The sequence below is a fragment of the Alishewanella aestuarii B11 genome (assembly GCF_000280055.1).
Lineage (GTDB): Bacteria > Pseudomonadota > Gammaproteobacteria > Enterobacterales > Alteromonadaceae > Alishewanella > Alishewanella aestuarii.
The window spans coordinates 1-21,436 of sequence record NZ_ALAB01000029.1; the positions used below are offsets into that span (position 1 = coordinate 1).

General features: G+C 47.4%; 18 protein-coding genes and 1 CRISPR repeat array. Of the genes, 9 read left to right on the forward strand and 9 right to left on the reverse strand.

The genetic code is table 11. The features are described from left to right. Positions 1-24 precede the first annotated feature (24 nt). Entirely contained in the window at positions 25-534 is a 510-nt protein-coding gene (locus tag AEST_RS12400) for a hypothetical protein (RefSeq protein ID WP_156803873.1), read from the reverse strand. Positions 535-708: 174 nt separating this feature from the next. Next, entirely contained in the window at positions 709-1,038 is a 330-nt protein-coding gene (locus AEST_RS12405; RefSeq protein ID WP_008609456.1) for a hypothetical protein, read from the reverse strand. 173 nt (positions 1,039-1,211) lie between these two features. Between AEST_RS12405 and AEST_RS12410 the strand changes: the two genes are divergently transcribed. Further along, positions 1,212-2,048, forward strand: a complete 837-nt coding sequence (locus AEST_RS12410) for a DMT family transporter (protein WP_238534604.1) — start codon at positions 1,212-1,214, stop codon at positions 2,046-2,048. On the opposite strand, the gene AEST_RS12415 is transcribed toward AEST_RS12410, so the two are convergent. Both AEST_RS12415 and AEST_RS12420 read right to left on the reverse strand, forming a co-directional pair. After that, positions 2,045-2,368 (reverse strand): cytochrome b, encoded by a 324-nt coding sequence (locus AEST_RS12415; RefSeq protein ID WP_008609458.1) that lies wholly within the window; start codon positions 2,366-2,368, stop codon positions 2,045-2,047. The two genes, AEST_RS12410 and AEST_RS12415, sit on opposite strands and share 4 nt — an antisense overlap. 1 nt (position 2,369) lies before the next feature. Continuing rightward, entirely contained in the window at positions 2,370-2,591 is a 222-nt protein-coding gene (locus AEST_RS12420; RefSeq protein ID WP_008609459.1) for a hypothetical protein, read from the reverse strand. A gap of 82 nt (positions 2,592-2,673) precedes the next feature. On the opposite strand from AEST_RS12420, the gene AEST_RS12425 reads away from it, so the two are divergent. Further along, positions 2,674-6,747 carry a DEAD/DEAH box helicase gene (locus AEST_RS12425; protein ID WP_008609461.1) on the forward strand — a complete coding sequence of 1,358 codons (4,074 nt, stop codon included), beginning with the start codon at positions 2,674-2,676 and terminating at the stop codon, positions 6,745-6,747. Between the two features lie 148 nt (positions 6,748-6,895). On the opposite strand, the gene yjjJ is transcribed toward AEST_RS12425, so the two are convergent. The 5 genes from yjjJ to csx16 all read right to left on the reverse strand — a co-directional run bounded on the left by yjjJ (position 6,896) and on the right by csx16 (position 11,620). Continuing rightward, positions 6,896-8,209 (reverse strand): type II toxin-antitoxin system HipA family toxin YjjJ, encoded by a 1,314-nt coding sequence (gene yjjJ / locus AEST_RS12430; protein ID WP_008609466.1) that lies wholly within the window; start codon positions 8,207-8,209, stop codon positions 6,896-6,898. Positions 8,210-8,597: 388 nt separating this feature from the next. After that, positions 8,598-9,611: direct repeats of the CRISPR family, unit length 37 nt; unit sequence GTCTTAATCCCCTGTTATGTCGGGGCAGCTGTTGGAC. Between the two features lie 140 nt (positions 9,612-9,751). Next, positions 9,752-10,093, reverse strand: a complete 342-nt coding sequence (gene cas2 / locus AEST_RS12435; protein WP_008609468.1) for a CRISPR-associated endonuclease Cas2 — start codon at positions 10,091-10,093, stop codon at positions 9,752-9,754. After that, the gene (gene cas1 / locus AEST_RS16840) at positions 10,090-11,034 is read right to left on the reverse strand and encodes a CRISPR-associated endonuclease Cas1 (protein WP_008609469.1); all 945 of its coding nucleotides are present in this window, start codon (positions 11,032-11,034) and stop codon (positions 10,090-10,092) included. The genes cas2 (AEST_RS12435) and cas1 overlap by 4 nt, the downstream gene beginning before the upstream one ends. A 9-nt stretch (positions 11,035-11,043) precedes the next feature. Next, positions 11,044-11,325, reverse strand: coding sequence for a CRISPR-associated endonuclease Cas2 (cas2, locus tag AEST_RS12445; RefSeq protein WP_008609470.1), 282 nt, complete (start codon positions 11,323-11,325; stop codon positions 11,044-11,046). Position 11,326: 1 nt separating this feature from the next. Next, positions 11,327-11,620, reverse strand: a complete 294-nt coding sequence (gene csx16 / locus AEST_RS12450; RefSeq protein ID WP_008609471.1) for a CRISPR-associated protein Csx16 — start codon at positions 11,618-11,620, stop codon at positions 11,327-11,329. Positions 11,621-11,760: 140 nt separating this feature from the next. On the opposite strand from csx16, the gene AEST_RS12455 reads away from it, so the two are divergent. The 7 genes from AEST_RS12455 to AEST_RS12485 all read left to right on the forward strand — a co-directional run bounded on the left by AEST_RS12455 (position 11,761) and on the right by AEST_RS12485 (position 20,825). Continuing rightward, complete coding sequence (locus AEST_RS12455; RefSeq protein WP_008609472.1) at positions 11,761-13,620, forward strand: UvrD-helicase domain-containing protein; 1,860 nt, start codon at positions 11,761-11,763, stop codon at positions 13,618-13,620. Positions 13,621-13,710: 90 nt separating this feature from the next. Next, entirely contained in the window at positions 13,711-14,328 is a 618-nt protein-coding gene (locus AEST_RS12460; RefSeq protein ID WP_008609473.1) for a DUF4433 domain-containing protein, read from the forward strand. A gap of 17 nt (positions 14,329-14,345) precedes the next feature. Further along, positions 14,346-15,035 (forward strand): macro domain-containing protein, encoded by a 690-nt coding sequence (locus AEST_RS12465; RefSeq protein ID WP_008609474.1) that lies wholly within the window; start codon positions 14,346-14,348, stop codon positions 15,033-15,035. 66 nt (positions 15,036-15,101) lie between these two features. After that, positions 15,102-17,735 carry a hypothetical protein gene (locus tag AEST_RS12470; protein WP_008609475.1) on the forward strand — a complete coding sequence of 878 codons (2,634 nt, stop codon included), beginning with the start codon at positions 15,102-15,104 and terminating at the stop codon, positions 17,733-17,735. 104 nt (positions 17,736-17,839) lie between these two features. Then, positions 17,840-19,030 (forward strand): CRISPR-associated ring nuclease Csm6, encoded by a 1,191-nt coding sequence (gene csm6, locus AEST_RS16845; RefSeq protein ID WP_008609476.1) that lies wholly within the window; start codon positions 17,840-17,842, stop codon positions 19,028-19,030. Between the two features lie 2 nt (positions 19,031-19,032). Continuing rightward, positions 19,033-20,232 carry a TIGR02221 family CRISPR-associated protein gene (gene csx2, locus AEST_RS12480; protein WP_008609477.1) on the forward strand — a complete coding sequence of 400 codons (1,200 nt, stop codon included), beginning with the start codon at positions 19,033-19,035 and terminating at the stop codon, positions 20,230-20,232. Positions 20,233-20,351: 119 nt separating this feature from the next. Beyond that, a complete protein-coding gene (locus AEST_RS12485; RefSeq protein ID WP_008609478.1) occupies positions 20,352-20,825 on the forward strand; it encodes a lecithin retinol acyltransferase family protein in 474 nt (157 codons plus the stop codon). Positions 20,826-21,436 lie beyond the last annotated feature (611 nt).

The window sequence follows — 21,436 nt, forward strand, 5'->3', positions numbered from 1 at the left end:
TCCCATCCGATATCCAGTACTTGCCTAAACCAAGGGCCACGAAATCCGGCGTCTGTAACGATAACCGGGCTTGCAGCTTGCCGGTAGTATTGCGTGAAGGCGCCTTAGAAATTGCTGATGAGTTTGGGGTTTATCTTTAGTCGCCAGGGAATGCACTTCCTCATAAAGGGTTATCGAGCGCCCCTCACATGCCAATGCGGCGCGCAGCAGGAAGAACTGCTGACCGGGCTCTAAGTCTGACCAGTCGACCAAAATCACTGGCTGTGCTTGATAACCTGCAAAATATCGGGCCAGTTGCTGATAAATGTGCGGTAACTCATAAAAAAGTTGCGTATTGGAGAGCAGGCGATCAGCACTTTTTATTCGATGCTTTTCATAGGCTTGCGTGTCAAGGTTCCGCCCAAGCGAAGTGACTGTGAGTTGCTGCTGGGTCGAGGCACTTAAGACTATATTTTGTAGCGCCTTGCGCCGGGCACTATGCATAGAAGGTGTGACAGCGTGAATGAAATTGGTTAGGATGTGCTGAACATTCATGGCGATTCCTGATTGTTTTTTTTGGCGAAAGATCTGATCATCGAGCGCCATGAATGTTCCCTTCCTATACCAATTTATTTAATCCTTTGTTTTATCATCCTATTTCGTGGGGATACCTCAGGGTCTGACCAGTACACACACAGGCGCGGTAAAACGGTCATGTCCCCAGCAGCGTCAGGCTTTGGTAAAACGGGGTACCGGTTGCGCCGGGTCAAAGCGTTTACCCTGCTCCAGTTGCTCAAAGATCCACAATAGCTGGCCAACCTGTAATCTGACCTGACCAGTCACTACCATCACCCCACTGACATAGGCACGAAAAGTACTCCCTAATCCGGCTGCATCCGCTTCCTGCAATGCCTGACGCAATACCTGATCATGCAGGGTTTTATGAGCATGACGGCGGGCATGTTGGTAGGCATGCCGCTCAGCCCAAAAGCTACCCAGCGTCTGATAAAGCGCATACAGTACTGCGGTACAGCACAAGGCTGTTAACAGAATAAACATTTCAGCCTCCTTTGGCGTGGCTATGGCAAATGACCCTTACAACCAGATACGTTGCTGATGCAAAGTTAGACCGCTCTCTTCTGTGTTAGTGCAACATCGGTTAGCATAGCCATCTTGACGTCTTATGAGTAATTGCAGTGCTTTGGATCCCCTTTACCTTGCTGGCAGCCTTTATGCAGGCCTGGCGCAATGCGTTTCAAAAACAGTTGAGTAAAGACGTCAGTGTCGCTGGCGTGACGCTGGCACGCTTTATCTGGGCTTCGCCACTGGCAGCGTTGTATCTGGCGGGTCTTTATCAATGGCAACCCGTGGCCTTGCCTACCTTCAACCACCGCTTTGTTTTTTTTATTGTCGGTGCCGCTGTTGCGCAAATTATTGCCACCGCCTTAATGGTCAAACTGTTTAAGTTGCGCAACTACGCCATTGGCGCCGGCTTGGCGAAAAGTGAAGCCATACTGGCTGCGATCCTGGGAGTCGCCTTTTTTAGTGAATCGCTAAGTTTGCTGGGTTGGGTCGGGGTACTACTGGGTGCGGTAGCCGTATTCTTGCTAAGCGGCGCCAGCTGGCGACAGCTATCGTGGCCGGTGTTATTACTTGGCATCAGCAGTGGCTTAAGCTTTGCGCTAACCTCGCTTTGGGTGCGGCAAGCCAGTTTGGCGCTGGGGCTACCTTTCCCACACGGTGCAGCCTGGGTGCTGTTGGTGGTGATTTTACTGCAAACCCTGATCTTACTCAGCTATCTGCTGTGGCGCGAGCGCAGCACCTTGCTGGCTCTGTGGCAACGCCCGCGGCTGACTCTGTTGATCAGTATCAGCAGCTGCATCGGCTCAATTGGCTGGTTTACCGCCATGAGCCTGGAATCGGTCGCGTTGGTAAAAACACTGGGCCAGGTCGAAGTGTTGTTTATGCTGCTGATCTCCGCCTTTTTCTTTAAAGAAAAGCTGCAACGAACCGATCACGGTGGCCTGGCTCTGATAGTCCTGGCAGCCATCGCAGTGATGTGGGCTTAGGGTTTGCGGTTAGCAGTAACGGACACTTTGACCATACTGCTAAACACCCCATCCCGCTTGATCAGACCGTGATAGAGCGCGGCAATAATGTGCACCACAATAAGCAGCACTAACAGCAGTGCGGCCCAGCCATGAATTTCGCGCAACAGGCCATATAACGCTAAATCGGTATTGAGCAAGGATGGCAGCGACAATCCAAACAGCTCCAGCGGGCGACCGGCTGCATTTTGCATTAAATAACCGGACAACGGCATTACAATTAACAAACCGTAAAAGCCAAGTTGCGTGAGTTTCGCTGCAAGTTGCTGCAGTTTCGGCACACTATCCGGCAACTTTGGTGTGCAACCAGAAGGATTCCAGATAAAACCAGTTGCCAAAGGTGCGCCCGGCCAGCATGGCCACCACTTCGCCGTTCGCATTAAGTTGTTTTAAACCCAAGGCCTGGCGCTTGCTGGCATCCCAATGCTGCGCATTAAACTCGGCAATTTTTTGTTTCGCCTGCTCAGCAAAGTCGCTGCTGTTATCAACGATAAAATGGGGCATCTGACACCAAGTAATTGTAATAAGTGCGGGAGTGTAGTGGTAATATCATCCCATTTTTAATTATCATCCACACCAAATCTTTATGAAACGTACTGCTGTTGCTTCACTACCTGAATTAGAACGCGCGCTGCTTATTATGATGGCCTTGTTACAAGAGCCCATGGCACAAAGCAAATGGTTAGATATTATCCGGCTAACCGGAGCCAGAGGGGATAGCGGTAAAGCCTTAACGTCTGCCGATATCAAAGCTGCGCTGCAAAACCTGAAAGCACAGGGCTGGGTTCAGCAAACTGCCAAAGAAGGTTATCAACTCAATACTCAAGATAATCTTGCCACATTATTTAACGTATTTAGCTACGTCCAACAACACAGCCAGAGCATGGCATGGCAGCGTCAAGCCAGGGATTGGATCAGCCGCAATCACCGCAGTTATTATGTTAAACAGCAGCGCAGCTACTACCGCCGCCAGATGTGGCTGGATATGTTACAAGGCAACTATCCCAACCTGTTGCATCATAGCGATGGGTATTTTGATACCGAGCCCGATGGTGGCCTTTACCCGTTATGCTTTATGACCGATCCGGCAGATGGCAGCGCCTTTTTCAGCGCCATGCCACTGGAAATACAGCACTCTGTGATACTACATAGTATGCTGACGGCGCTCTATCGTTTACCCGATTGTCCGCATCTATACCGTGCAACTGAGGCGTATCTAAAGCGCGTGCCGCATGATAGCGATGTGGCACAACTCTATCATTGGTATCTGCTACTTACCGACCAGCTCCAAACCAAGGCCCCGGATCTTGGACAATACTCAGGCTTTCTGCATAGTGCTATGCTGGTGTTAAAAGGCAAAACCACCGAGGCCGTTAGTGCGTTAGAAAATCTGGAGAAGCAACTTAAAAAACATTCGGGTAAACGTAAACTTCAGTTCCGACATCTTGACGGCTGGTTTGCGATGCTGGCGTATCTGGGATCTGCCACTCCGGAGAGTCATAAACGCCTAAAAGCACAAGTCAAAACCGGCTTGCAACTTAACGACGGCATCTGCTACCAGCAATGGCTGCGCCTGGTTGATGAGTTAGAACAAACGTCCACCAATCACTATCGCCCGGACTGGGACCCGGATATGATTCCGTTTGGTTTAGATGGCTTATTCTACATTTTGGCGCTGTTTTGGCAGGATGCCTTGTCAGAGGTCATTGAAACTAAGCTACTAAGGATGCGGGAGTTATATCAGGCCCGCGGCTATAGCTGGGTTGCCGCCGAGCTGGATGCCGTCATTGCGGCTGCCTATGGGCAAAACCGCTTATGGCCAGACTGGCACCAACAACGGCAACTGCAGCCCCTTTGTCAGTTAATGCAAAAAGAAGCACAATGGCAGCGCGCGCTTAATGCGTTAAATTTGCTCACCCAAACCACAAAAAACACGTCATCTGATAACCAAAGTAGCCGCTTATGCTGGTTTGTGCAGGCTAATAATTTTTACACCAGCATCGAGCCGCGCGAACAAAAACGCAATGCTAAAGGGCAATGGTCGGCTGGCCGCGTAGTCGCGCTAAAGCGTTTGGCTCAGGAAGATGACAAGCTCCCCTTTGTTACTGCAGCAGATAAAAAAGTGATCGCCTGTATTGAGCCGATGTATCAGGGGTACTATGGCGCGCTAAATTATGAAATTGATACTGAAAAAGCGCTACGCCAGTTAGTGGGGCACCCATTAGTGTTTTGGGAGGGTAAACCGGATACACCCATTCAGGTTGAGGCCGGTACCTTTTACCTGCAAGTAAAACAACATCAGCAACAGTACCAGCTTAGCCTGGAACCGGAAGAAGCGGCATATAGCGACCAAAATTGGCAGCTGGCCGGGCCGAATAAAATACTGGTTTACGACTTTAGCCCGCAGATTACGCAAATAATGCAAATTATTGGTCCGGGATTAACCGTACCTGCTGCCGGAAAAGAACTATTGCTGGCCACAGTGAGTAAATTAGCGCCCAGCATCCCGGTACAAGCCGATGCCGTTAGCCTGCCAAGTGCACTAAAAGCCATAGCACCCAACTCGACTTTGCAACTTTACTTATCGCGTTACCAGGATGGCCTGAGGTTACAGCCATTGGTGCAACCACTAGATGGTAGCGCTTTATTTAGCCCCGGCAAAGGCAATGCCTTGCTGGTAGGTGAGCAGGCTGGCGAGCCAGTGCAGACAGAACGCAACCTGAAAGCAGAGCAGCAGCATCTGGCGACGTTGAATTTAACCTGTCCCAGCCTGCAGCAAAGCGAATTTGATGGCAGCCAATGGCTCCTGCCCGAGCCAGAACATTGCCTGGAATTATTAAGCGAGCTACAGAATTTACCTGCCGAGCACTTTAGCCTGGTCTGGCCTGAGGGCGAACCCTTTAGAATCACGAATAAAGCTGATACGCGCGATTTTCGGATGAACATTCGGCAGCAAGGCCAATGGCTGGAGATAGAGGGTGAATTAGTCTTAGACCAAGATAAGGTACTTTCATTAAAAACTTTACTGGAACTGGTCCAACAAACGAGTAGCCGTTTCATTCCCCTTTCCGATCAGGGCTACCTGGCACTGAGTGCGGCATTCCGAAAACAGTTAAAAGATATGGCTGCACTGGCGAACCCAGGCAAACAAGGTGAGCTAAAACTAAGTAGCTTCACGGCACCTTTTGTTGCCGAGCTTACACAAGACGCGCAACACGTTAGCAGCAACAAAGCCTGGCAAGGGCAAGTTAAGCGGCTACAGCAGATGGAGAAATTGCAGCCAGCGTTACCAAATACCTTGCAGGCAGAGCTTCGTGATTATCAATTACAGGGCTTTCAGTGGTTAGCTAAGTTAGCACATTGGGGCGTTGGCGCATGCCTGGCGGATGATATGGGGCTCGGCAAAACCCTGCAAACTCTGGCACTGTTATTACAACGTGCCGCAGAAGGTCCTGCGCTTGTTGTGGCGCCTGTGTCGGTTGCCAATAACTGGCAAACTGAGGCTGCACGTTTTGCCCCAACCTTAAAGATCCACTGGTTCTATGATAACCGTGATCTCACTACCGTCGGTCCCTTTGATCTGGTGATCTGCAGCTATGGCATGCTGCAAAATAACTCTGAGCAATTTACTGCTGTGCAATGGCACACACTGGTACTGGATGAGGCACAGGCCATTAAAAACGATAGCACCAAGCGAGCGAAAGCCGCGATAGCACTTAACGCTGATTTCCGTCTGGCACTTAGCGGCACACCAATAGAAAACCATCTTGGCGAACTGTGGAGTTTATTTCATTTTCTTAACCCTGGCTTGCTGGGCAGTAAGGAGCAATTTAACCGACGCTTCGCTACACCGATTGAAAAGGGTGACATTGAAACCCGCGCCCTATTAAAGAAACTGCTTAGCCCCTTTGTGCTACGCCGCACCAAAACTCAGGTATTAACCGAGTTGCCATCGAGAACCGAAATCACCCTAGCGGTTGAGCTTAGCGACGATGAGCGCCATTTATATGAAGCGTTACGCCAACAAGCAATAGAGCAACTGGCTAGTACCGAGGGCGGCCAAGCAATGCAAGTGCTGGCTGAAATTATGAAGTTACGCCGTTTTTGCTGTAACCCAAGCTTGGTTGTGCCGGATTATAAGTTAAGCAGCAGTAAGCTACAGGTATTTGCAGAAACCTTAACGGAAATTCTGGATAACCAGCATAAAGTGCTGGTATTCAGCCAGTTTGTTGATCATCTGGCACTGGTGCGGCAGTATTTGGAACAGCAACAGGTTCGCTATCAATATCTGGATGGCAGCACACCCGTTGCCGAACGCCAAAAGCGCGTCAGCGCCTTTCAACAAGGTGATGGCGAGGTGTTTTTGATTAGTTTAAAAGCGGGTGGTTCCGGCTTAAACCTGACTGCAGCCGATTATGTGATCCATCTCGACCCCTGGTGGAACCCCGCAGTCGAGGATCAGGCATCAGACCGTGCGCACCGCATTGGTCAAACCCGGCCGGTAACCATTTACCGGCTGGTAACTGAGAACACCATCGAGCAAAAAATCTTGGCATTGCACCAGCAAAAACGCGAGCTCGCCGATTCGTTGTTAGAAGGTGGCGATATGGCAGCACGTTTAAGCACCGAGCAATTACTGCAGCTGTTGCGGGCGCAATAGCCTAGATGCAATGGCGGTTTTGTTAGCAGCGGCTGGCCGGTGCGCTGGTCGCTATTAATGCGCTACTGGCTTATAGAAATTGTCGCGCTATGGCAAATGGGAGTGTTCGGCGTCAACTATTTTGGCCGGTTCGCGTCCATTATGTTAATCATGCCATCCTATCCACCAACCGCTTTATAGTCTTAAGTTCAAGTCGCATCGATTCGGCGACACGCCTGAAATCTGGGGATATTTCAACATGATTGGCTAAGTCATCCCAAAACCGCTCAGCCAGGATATAAGCTTGCCGCCAGTGTTTGCCTTGAGCAATCGCGTTAATGGTTAAGTTATGGTGAGATGCCATAGCGCCACTGCGTAAAGGCGCAAAGGCCATAGGCAACATATCGTATACAGGCGCCAGAGTAAGTGCCCCCTCTGCTGAGTAGAAAAAAGATAAGTTACCTGTATGCATATCTGTATTCGCAATCAACCGGCCGAAACACCAAATCATTGAGATGGTATCTGCCTCTTCAGCAGTGATCTGTTTCTCCTGCTGCAAATGCATCGCTATGACTGGCCACTCTGCTGGCTTGCCAACAAATTGCATCTCTACCATACGCAAAGAGACCAGACCTTTGCGTCCGATCTCGCCTATTCGGTCAAAACGCGCACAACTTAAAAATGTGCGTTGTTCACGCCTGACAATTTTAGAACAGGTTGCTGGAATGCCATCATTCGCTAAGGTGTTTAAAGCAAGATGCTCTGCCACCAATAAATCAGCCCAGCGCTGACTGTTCGCGTTGATAACCGGTTCAGTGAACTTAACCAGACGGTGTTTACCATCAACAAAAGCGCAAAACTTAGGTTGCTCGCCACCGGCAGAAGAACCCACTACTTCTCCTGACATGGCATGCTCTGCCAGCATCACAAAATCACCTTCAGATCTTGCTATCGGTTCATGCTGTAGCCATTCCTGATAACTTAAGGTCCCGATCAGTAAGTTTCCCGGTGTATCACCTTTGGCATGCAATAACGCGTTAAAAATATCCTGATCTTTCCAGTAAGTAATATCTTCAGTGTCAACAATCTCTCTTCTGAAAAGCGCCTTGGCGAGATTTCGGCCGAGAAACCCCTGAGGTCTTAAGTCTTGCAACCACCAAGGTAAATCATCGTAGTAACAAAACTCGGCGTGATGATGTGTATTTACAATGTAGCCTCGCGGCATCACTGCGACCATAGTGCCAAAAAGCTCTGCTTGGCCAGCCTCAGTGACTCGATAAAGTGGTAACTCAGCGTCTGCTCCCTTGCGTAAATAATAACGTGTAGAGCGGGCACGGCCTGTCGTAACGAGTTGCTTTTCAAGTCGCTTCAGATGCCGTGTCACCGTTGAACGATCGCAACCACAAAAGCTGGCGATTTCGCTTGAATTTGCAGGTTCACGCCGTAAAAAATCAATAATTGCATCAATAACTGAGCTAGGCATATTTCTTTAAAACTCGTAATTTCAGTGCCCTATAAAAGCTTAGCACAATTACCGCATCAATATTTGCATCGATAATTATTAATTTATAGCTGGCGTATACCTTCAGAGTTTGTAAGCGTCTGGCGAACACATCTTTTATTTGCTAACTGATCACGCATCATAGTGCTCACTTTTGCCAACTGTGAGACTTATGAATACCTATGCCGGTTGCAATGCCTTATACCAAAACGAAATCACCCAGCAGGTGATGCTATCTAAGACACTAAGTGTCCACTAAAAATTAAGCGGACACTTAAATTAGAACACCTACCTGTGATCGCCGGACGCTTACTGTTATGTCGGGGCGGCTGTTGGACGCTGCTTTATGAGATGATCTGCGGCAATTATAGTCTTAATCCCCTGTTATGTCGGGGCAGCTGTTGGACGTACAAGCCAGCTTTACTATCTCTGCCATTACGTCTTAATCCCCTGTTATGTCGGGGCAGCTGTTGGACCAAAGCAAGTTAAGACCGAGGCTCACGGATCGAGTCTTAATCCCCTGTTATGTCGGGGCAGCTGTTGGACGAAATATGAACGTACTAAACCTGGTTGAAATTGTCTTAATCCCCTGTTATGTCGGGGCAGCTGTTGGACGATAACCCACGGTATCTGCCACAAGCGCAGGAAGTCTTAATCCCCTGTTATGTCGGGGCAGCTGTTGGACTTTACTTCCTCAAGTGTTAGCAGATAAAGCACTACGTCTTAATCCCCTGTTATGTCGGGGCAGCTGTTGGACGCTAAACCAGCTCCTGCTCAACCCGCGACCTCGTCTTAATCCCCTGTTATGTCGGGGCAGCTGTTGGACCCGTAAGCCTCGCGTATGATGTTGGCGGCATAGGTCTTAATCCCCTGTTATGTCGGGGCAGCTGTTGGACATGAAATATGCGGGGGGTCGTGGTATAACCAAGTCTTAATCCCCTGTTATGTCGGGGCAGCTGTTGGACACCATCAACGATAGATTGTTCCACATCATCATGCGGTCTTAATCCCCTGTTATGTCGGGGCAGCTGTTGGACATTTAGTCGATATTCAGGCCCACGTCCAGGGCCGTCTTAATCCCCTGTTATGTCGGGGCAGCTGTTGGACGTTAATCCGGCTATGGCGGAGGCTATGAGCCAAGTCTTAATCCCCTGTTATGTCGGGGCAGCTGTTGGACCAGGATGCGCTGTACCAGCGGATAAATTCTATGTCTTAATCCCCTGTTATGTCGGGGCAGCTGTTGGACCTTAACTCCTGCAGGCAACTTAATTCCATTATGTCTTAATCCCCTGTTATGTCGGGGCAGCTGTTGGACTAGTGTGAGAGTGTACGGCAGTCACTTCTCTCGTCTTAATCCCCTGTTATGTCGGGGCAGCTGTTGGACTCTAACATGATTTTTTTATTTTAAAAAACAATTAGTTCCAACAGAAAATAACTGATTACTTTTTAACCAGTTAATTGGCTAATTTTTGAGCGTATAATTTATTAAAGAGCAGTCTAACTATACTACTTTGTAGTATTAATTCAACCAATTACCACAGTATCTTTATTACCTTCTGGCAAGGGTGTAAAAGTATGGCGAGGGTAGCCAGCAAAATACACTCCTTGCGGCCAGGGCGTGCTACCAAAAAAGTGTAAACAGCTATCTTTATCTAACTTATATACCCGAACATCATCCTCAGACTTTTTGATGCGTTTGAGCAGCTGTTGCTTTAGCGTTTGCCAGGCTGCTTTATCGCCAGCGAATAAATACACCGACTCTTGCAGCATAAAAGCGAACCGCTTTAAGTAGCGGTACACTCTGGCCAACCGCCGTTTTTCGCGAATATCATAGCTAATTAGATACCAGTGCTCTTTACACTTCATGCCACTACCTCAAGATTTGTTGCGGTTTGGTCTGGCTGCTTTAAATAATTTACCAGCCAACGCGCATGCGCAGCTAATTGCCGCTTAAACATTGGCAACTGTTGGTCAAATAACGGGTAAAACAGTAGCCGCCCTTCTTTACCTAAAAAGCAGCCGTCGGTACGGTTTTTACTAAAATGCCGTCGGTTTAATTCACCCTTAGCCAATACCTTAACCAACCACTGCTCTACTTTGGGCCGCAGTGGTTCCATCAAATCACAGGCTAACGATTGGCGACCATAAGCTAAACGATGGTAAAAGCCTAAATCCGGATCCAAGCCATATTTTTTGCATTGCCTTACCGCTTCCTGATGTACCACGGTATATGCAAATGATAGTAAAGCATTTACCGGATCAGGTGGCGGGCGACGGATCCGTTGTTCAAAACCCCAAGCCGGGTCGAGTTGCTGACGCCAGTATAGAAATAGCCCACGCTGTACACTACCTTCCAGGCCTCTTAACTGCTCTTCCTGCGAAACCTTGGCCAAGGATTCAAGTGCCATACCAAGCTGCGCCTGCAAGCGGTGCTCTGCTCCGGCTTGCGCTAAGCGCAATGACACACGAAATTTATGCGCACAGAATATCTTAGCTATAAGTAAACGCTGCGAAGGCTCTAACTGCCAGGCATATTGCTGGCATCGCCTTAAAGCATACTGATGCGTATTAGCATAAAGCGCAAAACTATGATTAACATATCGATTGTTTAACACAATAAAATCAATACCACGATGCTGTAACTGCCCTATTAACTGCGTACTAAGCTGCACATTATGCATACAAATTACTTTGTTCAACCGGCTAAGTGGTACTGTGCGCACAGGGGCATCAGGCTGGCGGATCACTAAACAATCCGTCACGTATTCAAGCGTAATATCATGTTTTTCTATCACCAGCGTGCTCATTGTATTTACTCAACTAATTACCAGGCTAAACTCACCTAACGGCTGCATACCGGTTCCAAGCTGTTCAATATCGCAGTTTGCGGGCAAGGCCAGATATACCACCTGTTCGCCAGGCTCTAACAATTCCAGTAGTGCCCCCTGCAAAACCTGATGTGCTTGTTTTGTCAGGCGACAATCAAATACCGAATCCTGATATACGTCTGCTACCTTTCGCAGCTGCTTTAACGCCCGCCGCCGCTGTTTGTTATTGCTGATATCATAGGCATATAAACTATTACTAAGGCGAGGCATGTTAGCCCTCCTCTAAAACCCGGAACGGCTGTAAGGTTGCACCTAAGGCATACAGGGTTTCTTCAGATAACTCCTGACCACGCAAACTAGCTGGTACCGCTACATTTAAATGCAAGTAAGTTGCCCCTTTTTTATTAAGCGCAGCCACCATAGGGATCGGTAAGGTCCCAACAACCTGATCACCAGCCTGCACATCGGCAAGATCCAAATGCGTTTCCCAGCGATCAATAGTGATCCCTTGCTGCTTAATCCAATTAATAGCACCGGGGTGGCGGCTGATAAAAAATGTGGTCATGCTGTTGTCCTCTGATTGCTTGAGGGCATTATCAAGGTTTTTTAACAAAACTATGGCTTCACAAGTTTGTATTCGTCAGGCAGGCTTTGCATTAAAGAGATAATCGATTTATATCAATAGGTAATGAAAGATTTGATACTATGACCTTTACCCCAACTGCTGAACAACAACAGATATTCGCCCATAGACAGGGTTTAGCAAAAGTTTTTGCTGGCCCGGGCACCGGCAAAACCACAACCTTAGTCAATTATGTTGAAAAATTGGCAACTGACGGCTTTAAACAGGTTTTAGTGTTATGTTTTAACAAAGAAGTACGAAAAGAAATTCAGCAGCGGATTACCAAGATGCAGGTTAAGGGTGTAGCCGTTCATACTTTTCACTCCCTTGCTTACCATGCCATTAAACCGCGAAACCTGCCAAAAAACCTTGAGCAGGTACAGCGTATATTACAGAAAAAAATATATCAGCAATTTTTACAGGCCAAACCCGCACTCGACGCTTTAGATGAGTTTGCCGACTTTGTCGCGAAGCAAAAAGCCTACTATCCAATGCGGGTGCCGCCAAATGAACCTTTATCGCACGCTTTTAAGTTATACGAACAACAACGTAAACATGAAGGCTTGTTATTTTATGATGACTGGCTGCAAAGTTATGCCTATCAACTTGAGCAACTTGGCGTACCCTTCTACGATGCCGTGCTGGTTGATGAAGCGCAGGATCTGAACCCAATCCAATTCAGTATTTTTGAAATGCTAACTACCCATGCCCGGGTTGGCATGTTAGTAGGCGATGTGGATCAAACACTGTATCAGTGGCGCCAGGCGCATCCGGAAATGTTTTTAACATGTCAGATCCCGCATTTACCTGAATGCAAGTTCACACTAAGCCAAACCTTTCGCTACGGGCATCAACAAGCCCTGGCTGCACAGCAGTTGATCCATCAAAATGTGCGGCGCCACCCTTTGCTAACAGTTAGTAACGGCGCAATACAAACCGCGATTAAACTTGAACAATATGAGGCGCCGGTAAATCGACTAGTTTTACAGTTAGAGCAACTCCAAAAACAGCAACCCGGTGCAAGCATCGCCATTATTGCACCTACCTGGGTGGCATTAGAGCCGGTTCAAATGGCGCTGCTGTTAAAAAGGCTACCCTATGACATCAAAGCCGATAAACGTCTGAATTTGCACGATGGCTTTAAGCTTATTGATGCCCTTGGCATATTAAACGCGCCGAACTACAACAGCATCGCAGCTGAACAACGTGTTGACGCCATCCATACCATTTTCACAACGCCTTATCACCCGGTAAAAATGGAGTTTATTCAAACGCTGGCCACGCAGTTTGGCCAGTTACCACGAGAAAGGGTATTACATCATATTGCGTCATTACAGCAGAGTGTGGAAAAACCGGTTTGGCGAACCTTAGAAAATTTGCGTATTGCTATTACATTGATCGCTAACAACGCGGTCAATGCCGAGCAGGTATTGAGTGAATACTATACGCAAACCGATTTAATCCATCATATCCAAAACGATGCGTTGTTAAGTGAAGAGCGCCGCAATGATAAATGCTTCCATTATCAGCAATTAGTTATCCTGGCAGAAAAAAAAGCCCAATCCTTTACCGAGTTTGCCTCTTTTATCAAAGGCGTCTTTCGCTTAAAAGCCGAAGCTAAACCCAGCAATTTAGTTCTCGGCACGGTACATTTTCATAAGGGGCTGGAATACGATCATGTATTTGTGATGGCAGGTGAAAGTTGGGGGCAAGAGCCGCAAAAGTTGGAAGAAGAAGAGCGGCGTAGCCTCTATGTGGCGATTACACGCGCAAAACAACAAACCACCATTTTATGCGATAACAACGCTAAACTGGCAGAGCTAATGCAACTTGAGCATGCGCAACAGGCTTATTCCCGTTTAATGGGCAATACCCTTTTGAATAACCTAAGCAATACCTGCCAGCGCTACCTTGAAAAACTCACCCGCGTACTGCAAAGTTAAGGCCCGAGAACAACAGCCGCTTACAAACTTGTCAGCAACTTAAAACGCTTTCTTAGGCGTTAATCTGCTCCCCTAACCAAGGAGCTGATTATGTTGCACACCACCTTACAACATCATGATCCATTAATCGCACCTGACTTAGTTCTTTCACATGTCTGGCATTTAACCCATGTCAATAATTTACCTTCGGTTTTTAATAGTGCCAGTGGTTTACTCAGTAAACATGCGTTACAACAACAGCTGGTTAGTTATCAGGATATTTCTATGACTGAGGTCCAAACTCGCCGTGCCAGAAAAACCATCTTTGGCATACCACTGCATAATTTTGTCCCCACCTTTGTGCAGCAGCGTAATCCTATGATGTCTAAATTACGGCACCAGGCTAGGCATTTGGTTTGGTTAAAAATTGATGTCTGTAAACTCACGCAGCAATATTGTATTACTGCGGATCGGAATGCAGCAGCAGATGGCGTAAAATTTTATGAGGGCATAGCACCGGAATTTCTGCCCTGGCATGTGCTAATGTCGTCCTATTGGAACAACCTAACTGAAGGTAGTGCACTGCGCAGTGCCGAAATTCTGGTGCTAAACCGAATTTCACCTTCAGCTATTGTTGGTGCTGAAGTCTGCAACCCTAACTTAATCAGCCATATCGAGCAAGAATATGGCTTAGCCGCAGTTTACGCACCAAATAAATTTTTTCTCTAATTTTCAGGACACACTACATGGCAATGGCTGTTATTGAAGGGAATATCTTTACCAGTAAAGCACAAACCCTGGTAAATACCGTGAACTGCGAAGGCATTATGGGTGCGGGCATTGCCTTAGAGTGTCGCCTTCGCTACCCCGACATGTTTAGCCGCTATCAGCAATTTTGTGCCGACAAGCAACTGGCCCCCGGCAAACTGTGGCTATACAAAGCGGCAGATCGCTGGATTTTAAACTTCCCTACTAAGTTACAGTGGAAGTACCCCTCTAAATTGGTTTACCTAGAACAAGGCCTGGCTAATTTTGGGCAAACCTTTGCACAACGCGGAATACGTAGCATCGCATTTCCACTATTAGGGGCCGACAGAGGCGGTTTAGCACCAGAGCAGGTGTTAACGTTAATGCAAAATACCCTAAAGCCGGTTGCTGAACACATCGATGTTGAAATTTATCTGTATCGACCCGACGTCAGTGATGAACTGTTCGGCCGGTTTGCGCAGCAGTTACAACAACTCGATGCGCAACAGCTTAAGCTGCAAACGGGTATCACACTTAAACGCCTGGAAACCATACAACAGGCGGTAAGTTCAGGCCGTTATGCACAAATTAACCAGTTAGCCGATTTACCCGGCATTGGTTTAAAAACATTGGAGCAGGTGTTTCAGTTTTGCCAACAGCCACCGCCGGAAAACATCAGCTTGTTTTAAGGCAAAACTAGAAAAAATAAGCCTTTAACAGTATTCTGCCAGCGAAACTTCAAAAAAGGAATGATAATGAAAGCGGTGTTATTGCCTCACGCCCCCACGACCTTACCCTCTGCGCTAACAGTTGGCATTGTGCATAACGCCAGCCTAAATGCGGGTACACTGCAGCACGCGGTTTCTCAGTTAACCGCCGCCTTGGTAAATAGTGCGCCTATTGATTGTTTTATTGGCAGTAGCACAACGCCTGCACTGTATTGGTTTGCCGCCAAGCATTGCCTACCGCAAGCACAGTTACTTTGCAGCCAGGATACTGCAGAGTGGGTAAACTTAAATGATGGCGCTGTCGTTACATTTAACAGCGAACCGCCAGCCAACGTTAACCAGGCAGCACCTGAAACCACCAACGCCGCGCAGCCAGCGGCCACTATTGCAGCTGAGCAACCCGAGCCGCAAAAACCACAGCAAGCCACCTTACCCAAACAGCTGCTTGATAATATCTTTCGCTTTTTTGTTTGGGGTAAAGAAGAAGCCGAGCGCCTGTTACTGCAAGCTAAAGAGCAATATGCCAGCCAACCAGAAGCCTTACAGCTATTAGACAAAGTGGCACGGCAAGGTAAGCATGCCATTATGCTGGAAGCCGGTTTAAAAAAACTCTGGCAAAGTGGTGCCGATGCCTCAGAAATAGAGCACTGGCTTGGCAAGCAGCAACAGCAGTCGGGCCGTATTAAAGCGCATTTGGCTATCACGGCTAAAAAACTGCGTGAAGAGCAACAAAAACAAAATCAAAAATGGCGGGCAAATAAGGGGTATAAACTTAGCCTGCCACACTATCAGCTAAATAATAATCTGCATCATCAGAACCTGCGCGCGCTGTCGCCGTCACCGCACTGGCAGCTGATTGTTGATGAAACTGGCACCGAGTTTAACCAGCAGGCGCTGGAGCTTAATCAAACCGCACAAGAATTGGGCCGCATAGTGGCCCTGGCTTTACCGCAAAATGCCAATTTACCGTCGCTGGAAAAACCGTTTCACGCCAAAGATGAGCCGCTAGAAAAAATTGAACCTTTAGTCGCGAGGCTGTTGGAAAGTAATAGCGGTATCTTTGGTAGCACAGTACAAGATATCAGCACCTATAGCTGGATTGGTGCTATCCAGCAGCATATCCGCTGGGCCTTATTAATGTTGCCGATACAGGGCCCAACCCGGGTGCAGGCATTTATTGAACAACGTGCCCCCTATACCGATAGCACCCAACTGCAGGCATTGTGCGATTCGCTGGAAAACGAGTTAAAACTGCTGGCACCGGAACGCTTTGCCCAGCTGCATCTCACGCTGGAAATTATGCAAAAAGATCACCCCTTTAATGGCTATGTCGATACTATTGCCAATTTGTGGGGTAGCCCAAGCCAGGAAAAACGTAAGCTGCTGGCCAGAACCCTATGGCGAGATCAGTGCCTGTTACAAAATACGGCACTGGATAATATTGAACGCTTTTATCATAAAGTTAGCTACCAAGATCAGCTGGCCGCGGCCGATTGGTTTCAGCTGTGCAATTTGCTTAGTAGCGAACCAGAACACTCCTTTTTGCAGTATCTTAGCCAACAGCAACTTACAGCAACAAAAGCCAACCCCAGCCAGTGGCAACAATATTTACAGGAAGTGCACTACCGGGTTAGCAGTAAAAACTTTACGCCTGCCGGCTTAAAGCAAGCGCTGGATTGGTTAGCATTAGCGGCGGGTGAATACGCGTTACCCAAAACGCTACAGCTACAGCATTTATCTTTACAGCAAGCAGCAGCAAACCATTTTGGTGCCTGTGAGCCGCAAAAAATGCAACATACGCTGCAACTGGCCACAGCACTACGCGATGAAATTCCTGCGCAGGCCTGCGAAGCCTTATTACGTGTGGCCATAACCGCTACCCATGCTTATGACTTTAATAGTGCGATTCCCTTTTTACAGGACTGGTTGGCGCAACCCATCGCCGTACCGGGCTTACTAAATCATGCCAAGTTACACTCCACTATGGGGCAACTTGCTGCATTTAAAGGTGACTATACTGCGGCAGAACACAGTTTTAGCGCCGCAATTGCTGGCTTTGGAAAGTTGTCTGATCCGGTACAGGCTGAAAAGGAGATCACGCAAACCCAAACCTATCAGGCGATAAGTTGGCTGGACCATGCGCAGCCGAAGGCCGATGAGGCCATTTTATCCCTGTTAGCGCTTGGCCCGCAGCTGGAAACTGGCAAAGCCTTTACCGCGCTGGCACGCAGCGGTAATAGCGAACGCTTCCGCCACTATTTATTACTGCGTTATTTGCTAGCCCGGCCAGAGCTTACCGAGGCACGGCAAGCCTATTTGCAAGCCGAACCTAACTGGCAAACAGATAGCGCCCACCCATGGATGCTGATTAATGCTTATCGCGCCTGGCTGCTAGTCAGCAGCGGCAACTCTAGTTTGGCCACCGGGTATTTACAACAAGCGATTGATGACTGCGAAGCGGCTGGTAGTACCTTATTAATATGGATGGGCCAGGTATTGGCAACCTTAGGGCAAAGTTTGGGGCTTAACTGCGCACTGGATAAACAACCCAACTGGCCAGCCTATCTACCCACTAATAAACTGGCAGCGCTTAGCAATGCGAAAGATGATCAAGGTCGGTTACAGGCATTAAATCAGCTGCTACCCTTTAACTTCCACTAACTTCATCAGCTAAAAGGGCTCTGACAAGTTTGTTTGAGCCCTTTGACAGAAATACATGGTTAAACTAAGCCAACTTAACCCACTTTCAGCAAGGAAACGCAAATATGAACCAACCAAATAAAACCTTACTGCTTGCCGTTACTGGTGCTACACCGCAGGTAATTACAGAAACGCTGTATGCCATTCATAAGCAGGGCCTGGAGTGGCCAGATGAAATTCAAATTATAACTACCTCTGTGGGTAAAGAGCAGGCCAGGCTAAACCTAATTACCGATGGCAAACTTAAAGCACTATGCGACGAGTACCAACTGCCGGTACCCGTATTCGATGAAAATAGCATTAAGGTGATCCCAGATGCCAACGGCCGTGAAGTTGCAGATGCCAGAACACTGGAAGATCAGGAAGCACTGGCCGACTTTATTGTAAAAGAGGTTGCCGAGCATACTAAAAATACCAATATACGGATCCATGCTTCCATTGCGGGTGGCCGTAAAACTATGACCTTCTTTTTAGGTTATGCCATGTCGATTTTTGGTCGTGAGTTTGATCGTTTAAGCCATGTGCTAGTCTCAGAGCAATTTGAGTCTAACCCACAGTTTTACTATCCAACCATTCAACCCAAAACCATTACCAATCGTGAAAATATCACACTAGATTGCAGTAAAGCTGAAGTGATGCTGGCTGAAATTCCGCTTATCAGCCAACGAATGATCGATCCGAAAATGGTGAACGACTTCGATAAGTTCACCTACAACGACATAGTCAACGCTATTCAGTTAGCGAATCGCCCAGAGCAAGTAAAACTGACGATAATATTTGATCGGGATAATCCTCGCATTGTGTTCGGCACGAAAGAAATTGCTTTTAAAAATCGCAAGGCTGACTTTGCTGTGCTGGCTGCGTTTGCCAGAGCCAGACAAAGTAACCAACCCGGTTTTTACCGCCAAAGTGGCAGAAAAAATGCTCCTAGTTTTACTCTGGCTTTTTTAAGAGAGCTATGTTTACTAGAGGCTGAGCAATTCGATCACACGAATATACAAGAAATGCTAGATAATCTGAGTTTCCGAGGCGCCTTGGATAATAAAACAGCAACCATGCTACAACAAAACCATGACCATGAGTTTGATGAAAACAACTTTAGTGATAAGCGCTCCAGTTTGCAAAAAATGCTAAACAAAGAGCTACCTAAAGCAGCGGTAAACCTACTGGTACCCCAAACTCATGGCCAAAACAATCCTTACCAAATCCAAATCCCGGCCACTAACATCAGTATGCATGGCATGATTAAGGAGTAAACATGGATAGGTATTTAATTAGTTTTTTAGGGCGCAGCCCTAAGCGTGATGGGAGTTATCGCACCACTGTTTATCAAATGCCCGAAGGCCCAAGTAAACCACAAGCCTATTTTGGTTATTTATTGCAAGAGCGCTTGCAACCCGACTGCATGGTGATACTAGGTACCAGCGGTAGTATGTGGGATGGCCTTTTAGAAGAAATGGAACTTAATGCCGATATTAAGGCGCCACTTATCGAAAGCCTGTTAGAAGCAGTGGATGAGCAAACCGTAACGCAAAGCATGTTGGATCATGTTATGGAGCAGGTTAATGCCCACAGCCGGTGTCAATACAAGTTATTGCTAATACCATTTGCCCGCAACCAGAGTGAGCAATTAGCCATGCTTAATATCGTTGCCGATGCGATTACTGAGCAAGCGGAAGTGGTACTAGATATTACTCATAGCTTTAGGCACCTACCCATGATGGCTTATGCAGCCATGCAGTATTTGCAAGCCATAAAGCCAGAAGTACGGGTATCGCAAATTTGCTATGGTGAATATAACGAAGACATTAAACAAGGCCAATTTGTTGATTTGTCTGGCTTATTACATATTCAGCAGTGGCTAAATGCCGCCACACTAGCAAATAATACGGGTGATTTAACTGATATTGCCAGCTTGCTAAACACCAGCAGCATTGGCCCCGATCTGAAAAAAGCCAGTTTTTATATGAGCGTACATCGCTCTGATCAGGCGCGCAGCCCACTTAAAAAGGTGAGGCAGGCGCTACAGGAAGAAAGCCTGGATGCGGCCGCGGCTTTATTAAAACCGGTTTTGCTGAAAAACACCGACTGGGTAAATGAAAGCTACATTTATCAACGGCAAAGCGCGCAAGCTAAGCATGCCATAACGCGCAAAGATTACTTGCGAACCAGTATTTACGCCTTTGAAGCTTACTTAACCCGCAAAGTAAGAGAAAGTGGTGCATACCCCGGCCAGGAAAACAATTATGCTATTCGTAAAGATACGCAAAAGACACTTGATGGCGATAAGGTGTTTCGAAAAACAGCTGAAGGAAGCGCCTACATATTGTTGCGCGACTTACGCAATGCACTGGCACATGGTGGCGCAGGCACGCAAGCCGATGTACAACAACTGCTGAACGATCAAAATAAGCTTGAAGATAAACTAAACTATATGCTCAAAACCTTGCTAACTTAATGGCATAGCAGCCTGCCAATAAACTATCTGGCAGGCTTTTCAAATACAAACTTGTTGAAAAACACATATTCCTCACCGCCATTATGATCTCAACTCAACAAACACTGAGGAGAGACAAGATGGTGAAATGGTTATTAGCCGTTCCGGTTTACAATTTAGTTGAAAGCTTGGTTGACGCTTGCCGTGATGCAGTTCAACCCATCCCCGGCTCAGTGCTGTACTGCGATCTGACTTTCGGTTTTAGCGAGCACAGCGGCATTTATCTCGGTAATGGCCGCATTGCACACCTCAATGGCAAGGGGCTGATTGAAAGTGTTGACCAGGAAGAATTTCTGGATGGCACCACCGGCGTCAGTATTCTGGTATCCAGTCGCGATACCAAGGCTGTTGGAAGCCAGCAAGTAGCAGATCGCGCCCGCGCTATGCTGGGTAAGCGCCGTTCGTATAATTTAATTTTGAATAACTGCCATCAATTTACTGCAGGGTGTTTAAGCGGCAATTTTGACAACAATAAAAATTTTATGTGGCTGCTGAAAAACGAAACCAGCGCCAAGCTGCGCGCCAATACCTGGCGCGAGTGGCGGCAAGACTAGCCTCGCTTTTGGCATACAAAAGCGAAATGACACCTCATAACTGCTTAATCCCGTCTGCGTGGCTGCAGGAGCAGCCACCAACAGCAGCAGGCTGGGCCTTTAGGCTGAGCACCATGGAAGGTGCGAATATAACCGGGCAATGCTTATACCCTACCCTCTGCAGGCCGCGTCTGTCAAGGGCTGCAACCCTCAAAGTCTGTGCAAACAGCCAGAAATAGCCTAAAACCAACAAAAGGCCACTTTCAAACACCAAACAGCACCGCAAAGCGCAAAAACCTTAGGCTTTTCATATGCCTGCGCACGCTACTTAAACAGCTTAAAAAAGCCAAAAAACCGCGTTTTAAACAGCGAAAAATAGGTAATGGCACCGTTAAAAACTTACCATGCTCACAAACTTGTGACTAGGCATCCCGCTTAGCATTATCGGCATAATGCCAAGCGTTATAGAACCACAGCGGTAAGTAAAAGCGTCTTTTACGCCAGCCGGTAACGGCTTTAAATCGGTACCTGCAATTTGCTTAAACACTAAGCAGGGCAACTTAGTTGCTTACAAACTTGTAGCAATCATTTTTTTGCTGGCTTGTTACATACTGTTTGTAACCTAAGCAAAC

Excerpts from the sequence above, each read along its gene's own strand:
- csm6 (WP_008609476.1), top strand. The coding sequence starts at position 17,840 with ATGAACCAACCAAATAAAACCTTACTGCTTGCCGTTACTGGTGCTACA.
- AEST_RS12420 (WP_008609459.1), bottom strand. The coding sequence starts at position 2,591 with ATGCCCCATTTTATCGTTGATAACAGCAGCGACTTTGCTGAGCAGGCG.
- csx16 (WP_008609471.1), bottom strand. The coding sequence starts at position 11,620 with ATGACCACATTTTTTATCAGCCGCCACCCCGGTGCTATTAATTGGATT.
- csx2 (WP_008609477.1), top strand. The coding sequence starts at position 19,033 with ATGGATAGGTATTTAATTAGTTTTTTAGGGCGCAGCCCTAAGCGTGAT.
- AEST_RS12465 (WP_008609474.1), top strand. The coding sequence starts at position 14,346 with ATGGCAATGGCTGTTATTGAAGGGAATATCTTTACCAGTAAAGCACAA.
- AEST_RS12410 (WP_238534604.1), top strand. The coding sequence starts at position 1,212 with ATGCAGGCCTGGCGCAATGCGTTTCAAAAACAGTTGAGTAAAGACGTC.
- yjjJ (WP_008609466.1), bottom strand. The coding sequence starts at position 8,209 with ATGCCTAGCTCAGTTATTGATGCAATTATTGATTTTTTACGGCGTGAA.
- AEST_RS12400 (WP_156803873.1), bottom strand. The coding sequence starts at position 534 with ATGAATGTTCAGCACATCCTAACCAATTTCATTCACGCTGTCACACCT.
- AEST_RS12455 (WP_008609472.1), top strand. The coding sequence starts at position 11,761 with ATGACCTTTACCCCAACTGCTGAACAACAACAGATATTCGCCCATAGA.
- cas1 (WP_008609469.1), bottom strand. The coding sequence starts at position 11,034 with ATGAGCACGCTGGTGATAGAAAAACATGATATTACGCTTGAATACGTG.
- AEST_RS12425 (WP_008609461.1), top strand. The coding sequence starts at position 2,674 with ATGAAACGTACTGCTGTTGCTTCACTACCTGAATTAGAACGCGCGCTG.
- AEST_RS12485 (WP_008609478.1), top strand. The coding sequence starts at position 20,352 with ATGGTGAAATGGTTATTAGCCGTTCCGGTTTACAATTTAGTTGAAAGC.
- AEST_RS12460 (WP_008609473.1), top strand. The coding sequence starts at position 13,711 with ATGTTGCACACCACCTTACAACATCATGATCCATTAATCGCACCTGAC.
- cas2 (WP_008609468.1), bottom strand. The coding sequence starts at position 10,093 with ATGAAGTGTAAAGAGCACTGGTATCTAATTAGCTATGATATTCGCGAA.
- AEST_RS12405 (WP_008609456.1), bottom strand. The coding sequence starts at position 1,038 with ATGTTTATTCTGTTAACAGCCTTGTGCTGTACCGCAGTACTGTATGCG.
- AEST_RS12470 (WP_008609475.1), top strand. The coding sequence starts at position 15,102 with ATGAAAGCGGTGTTATTGCCTCACGCCCCCACGACCTTACCCTCTGCG.
- cas2 (WP_008609470.1), bottom strand. The coding sequence starts at position 11,325 with ATGCCTCGCCTTAGTAATAGTTTATATGCCTATGATATCAGCAATAAC.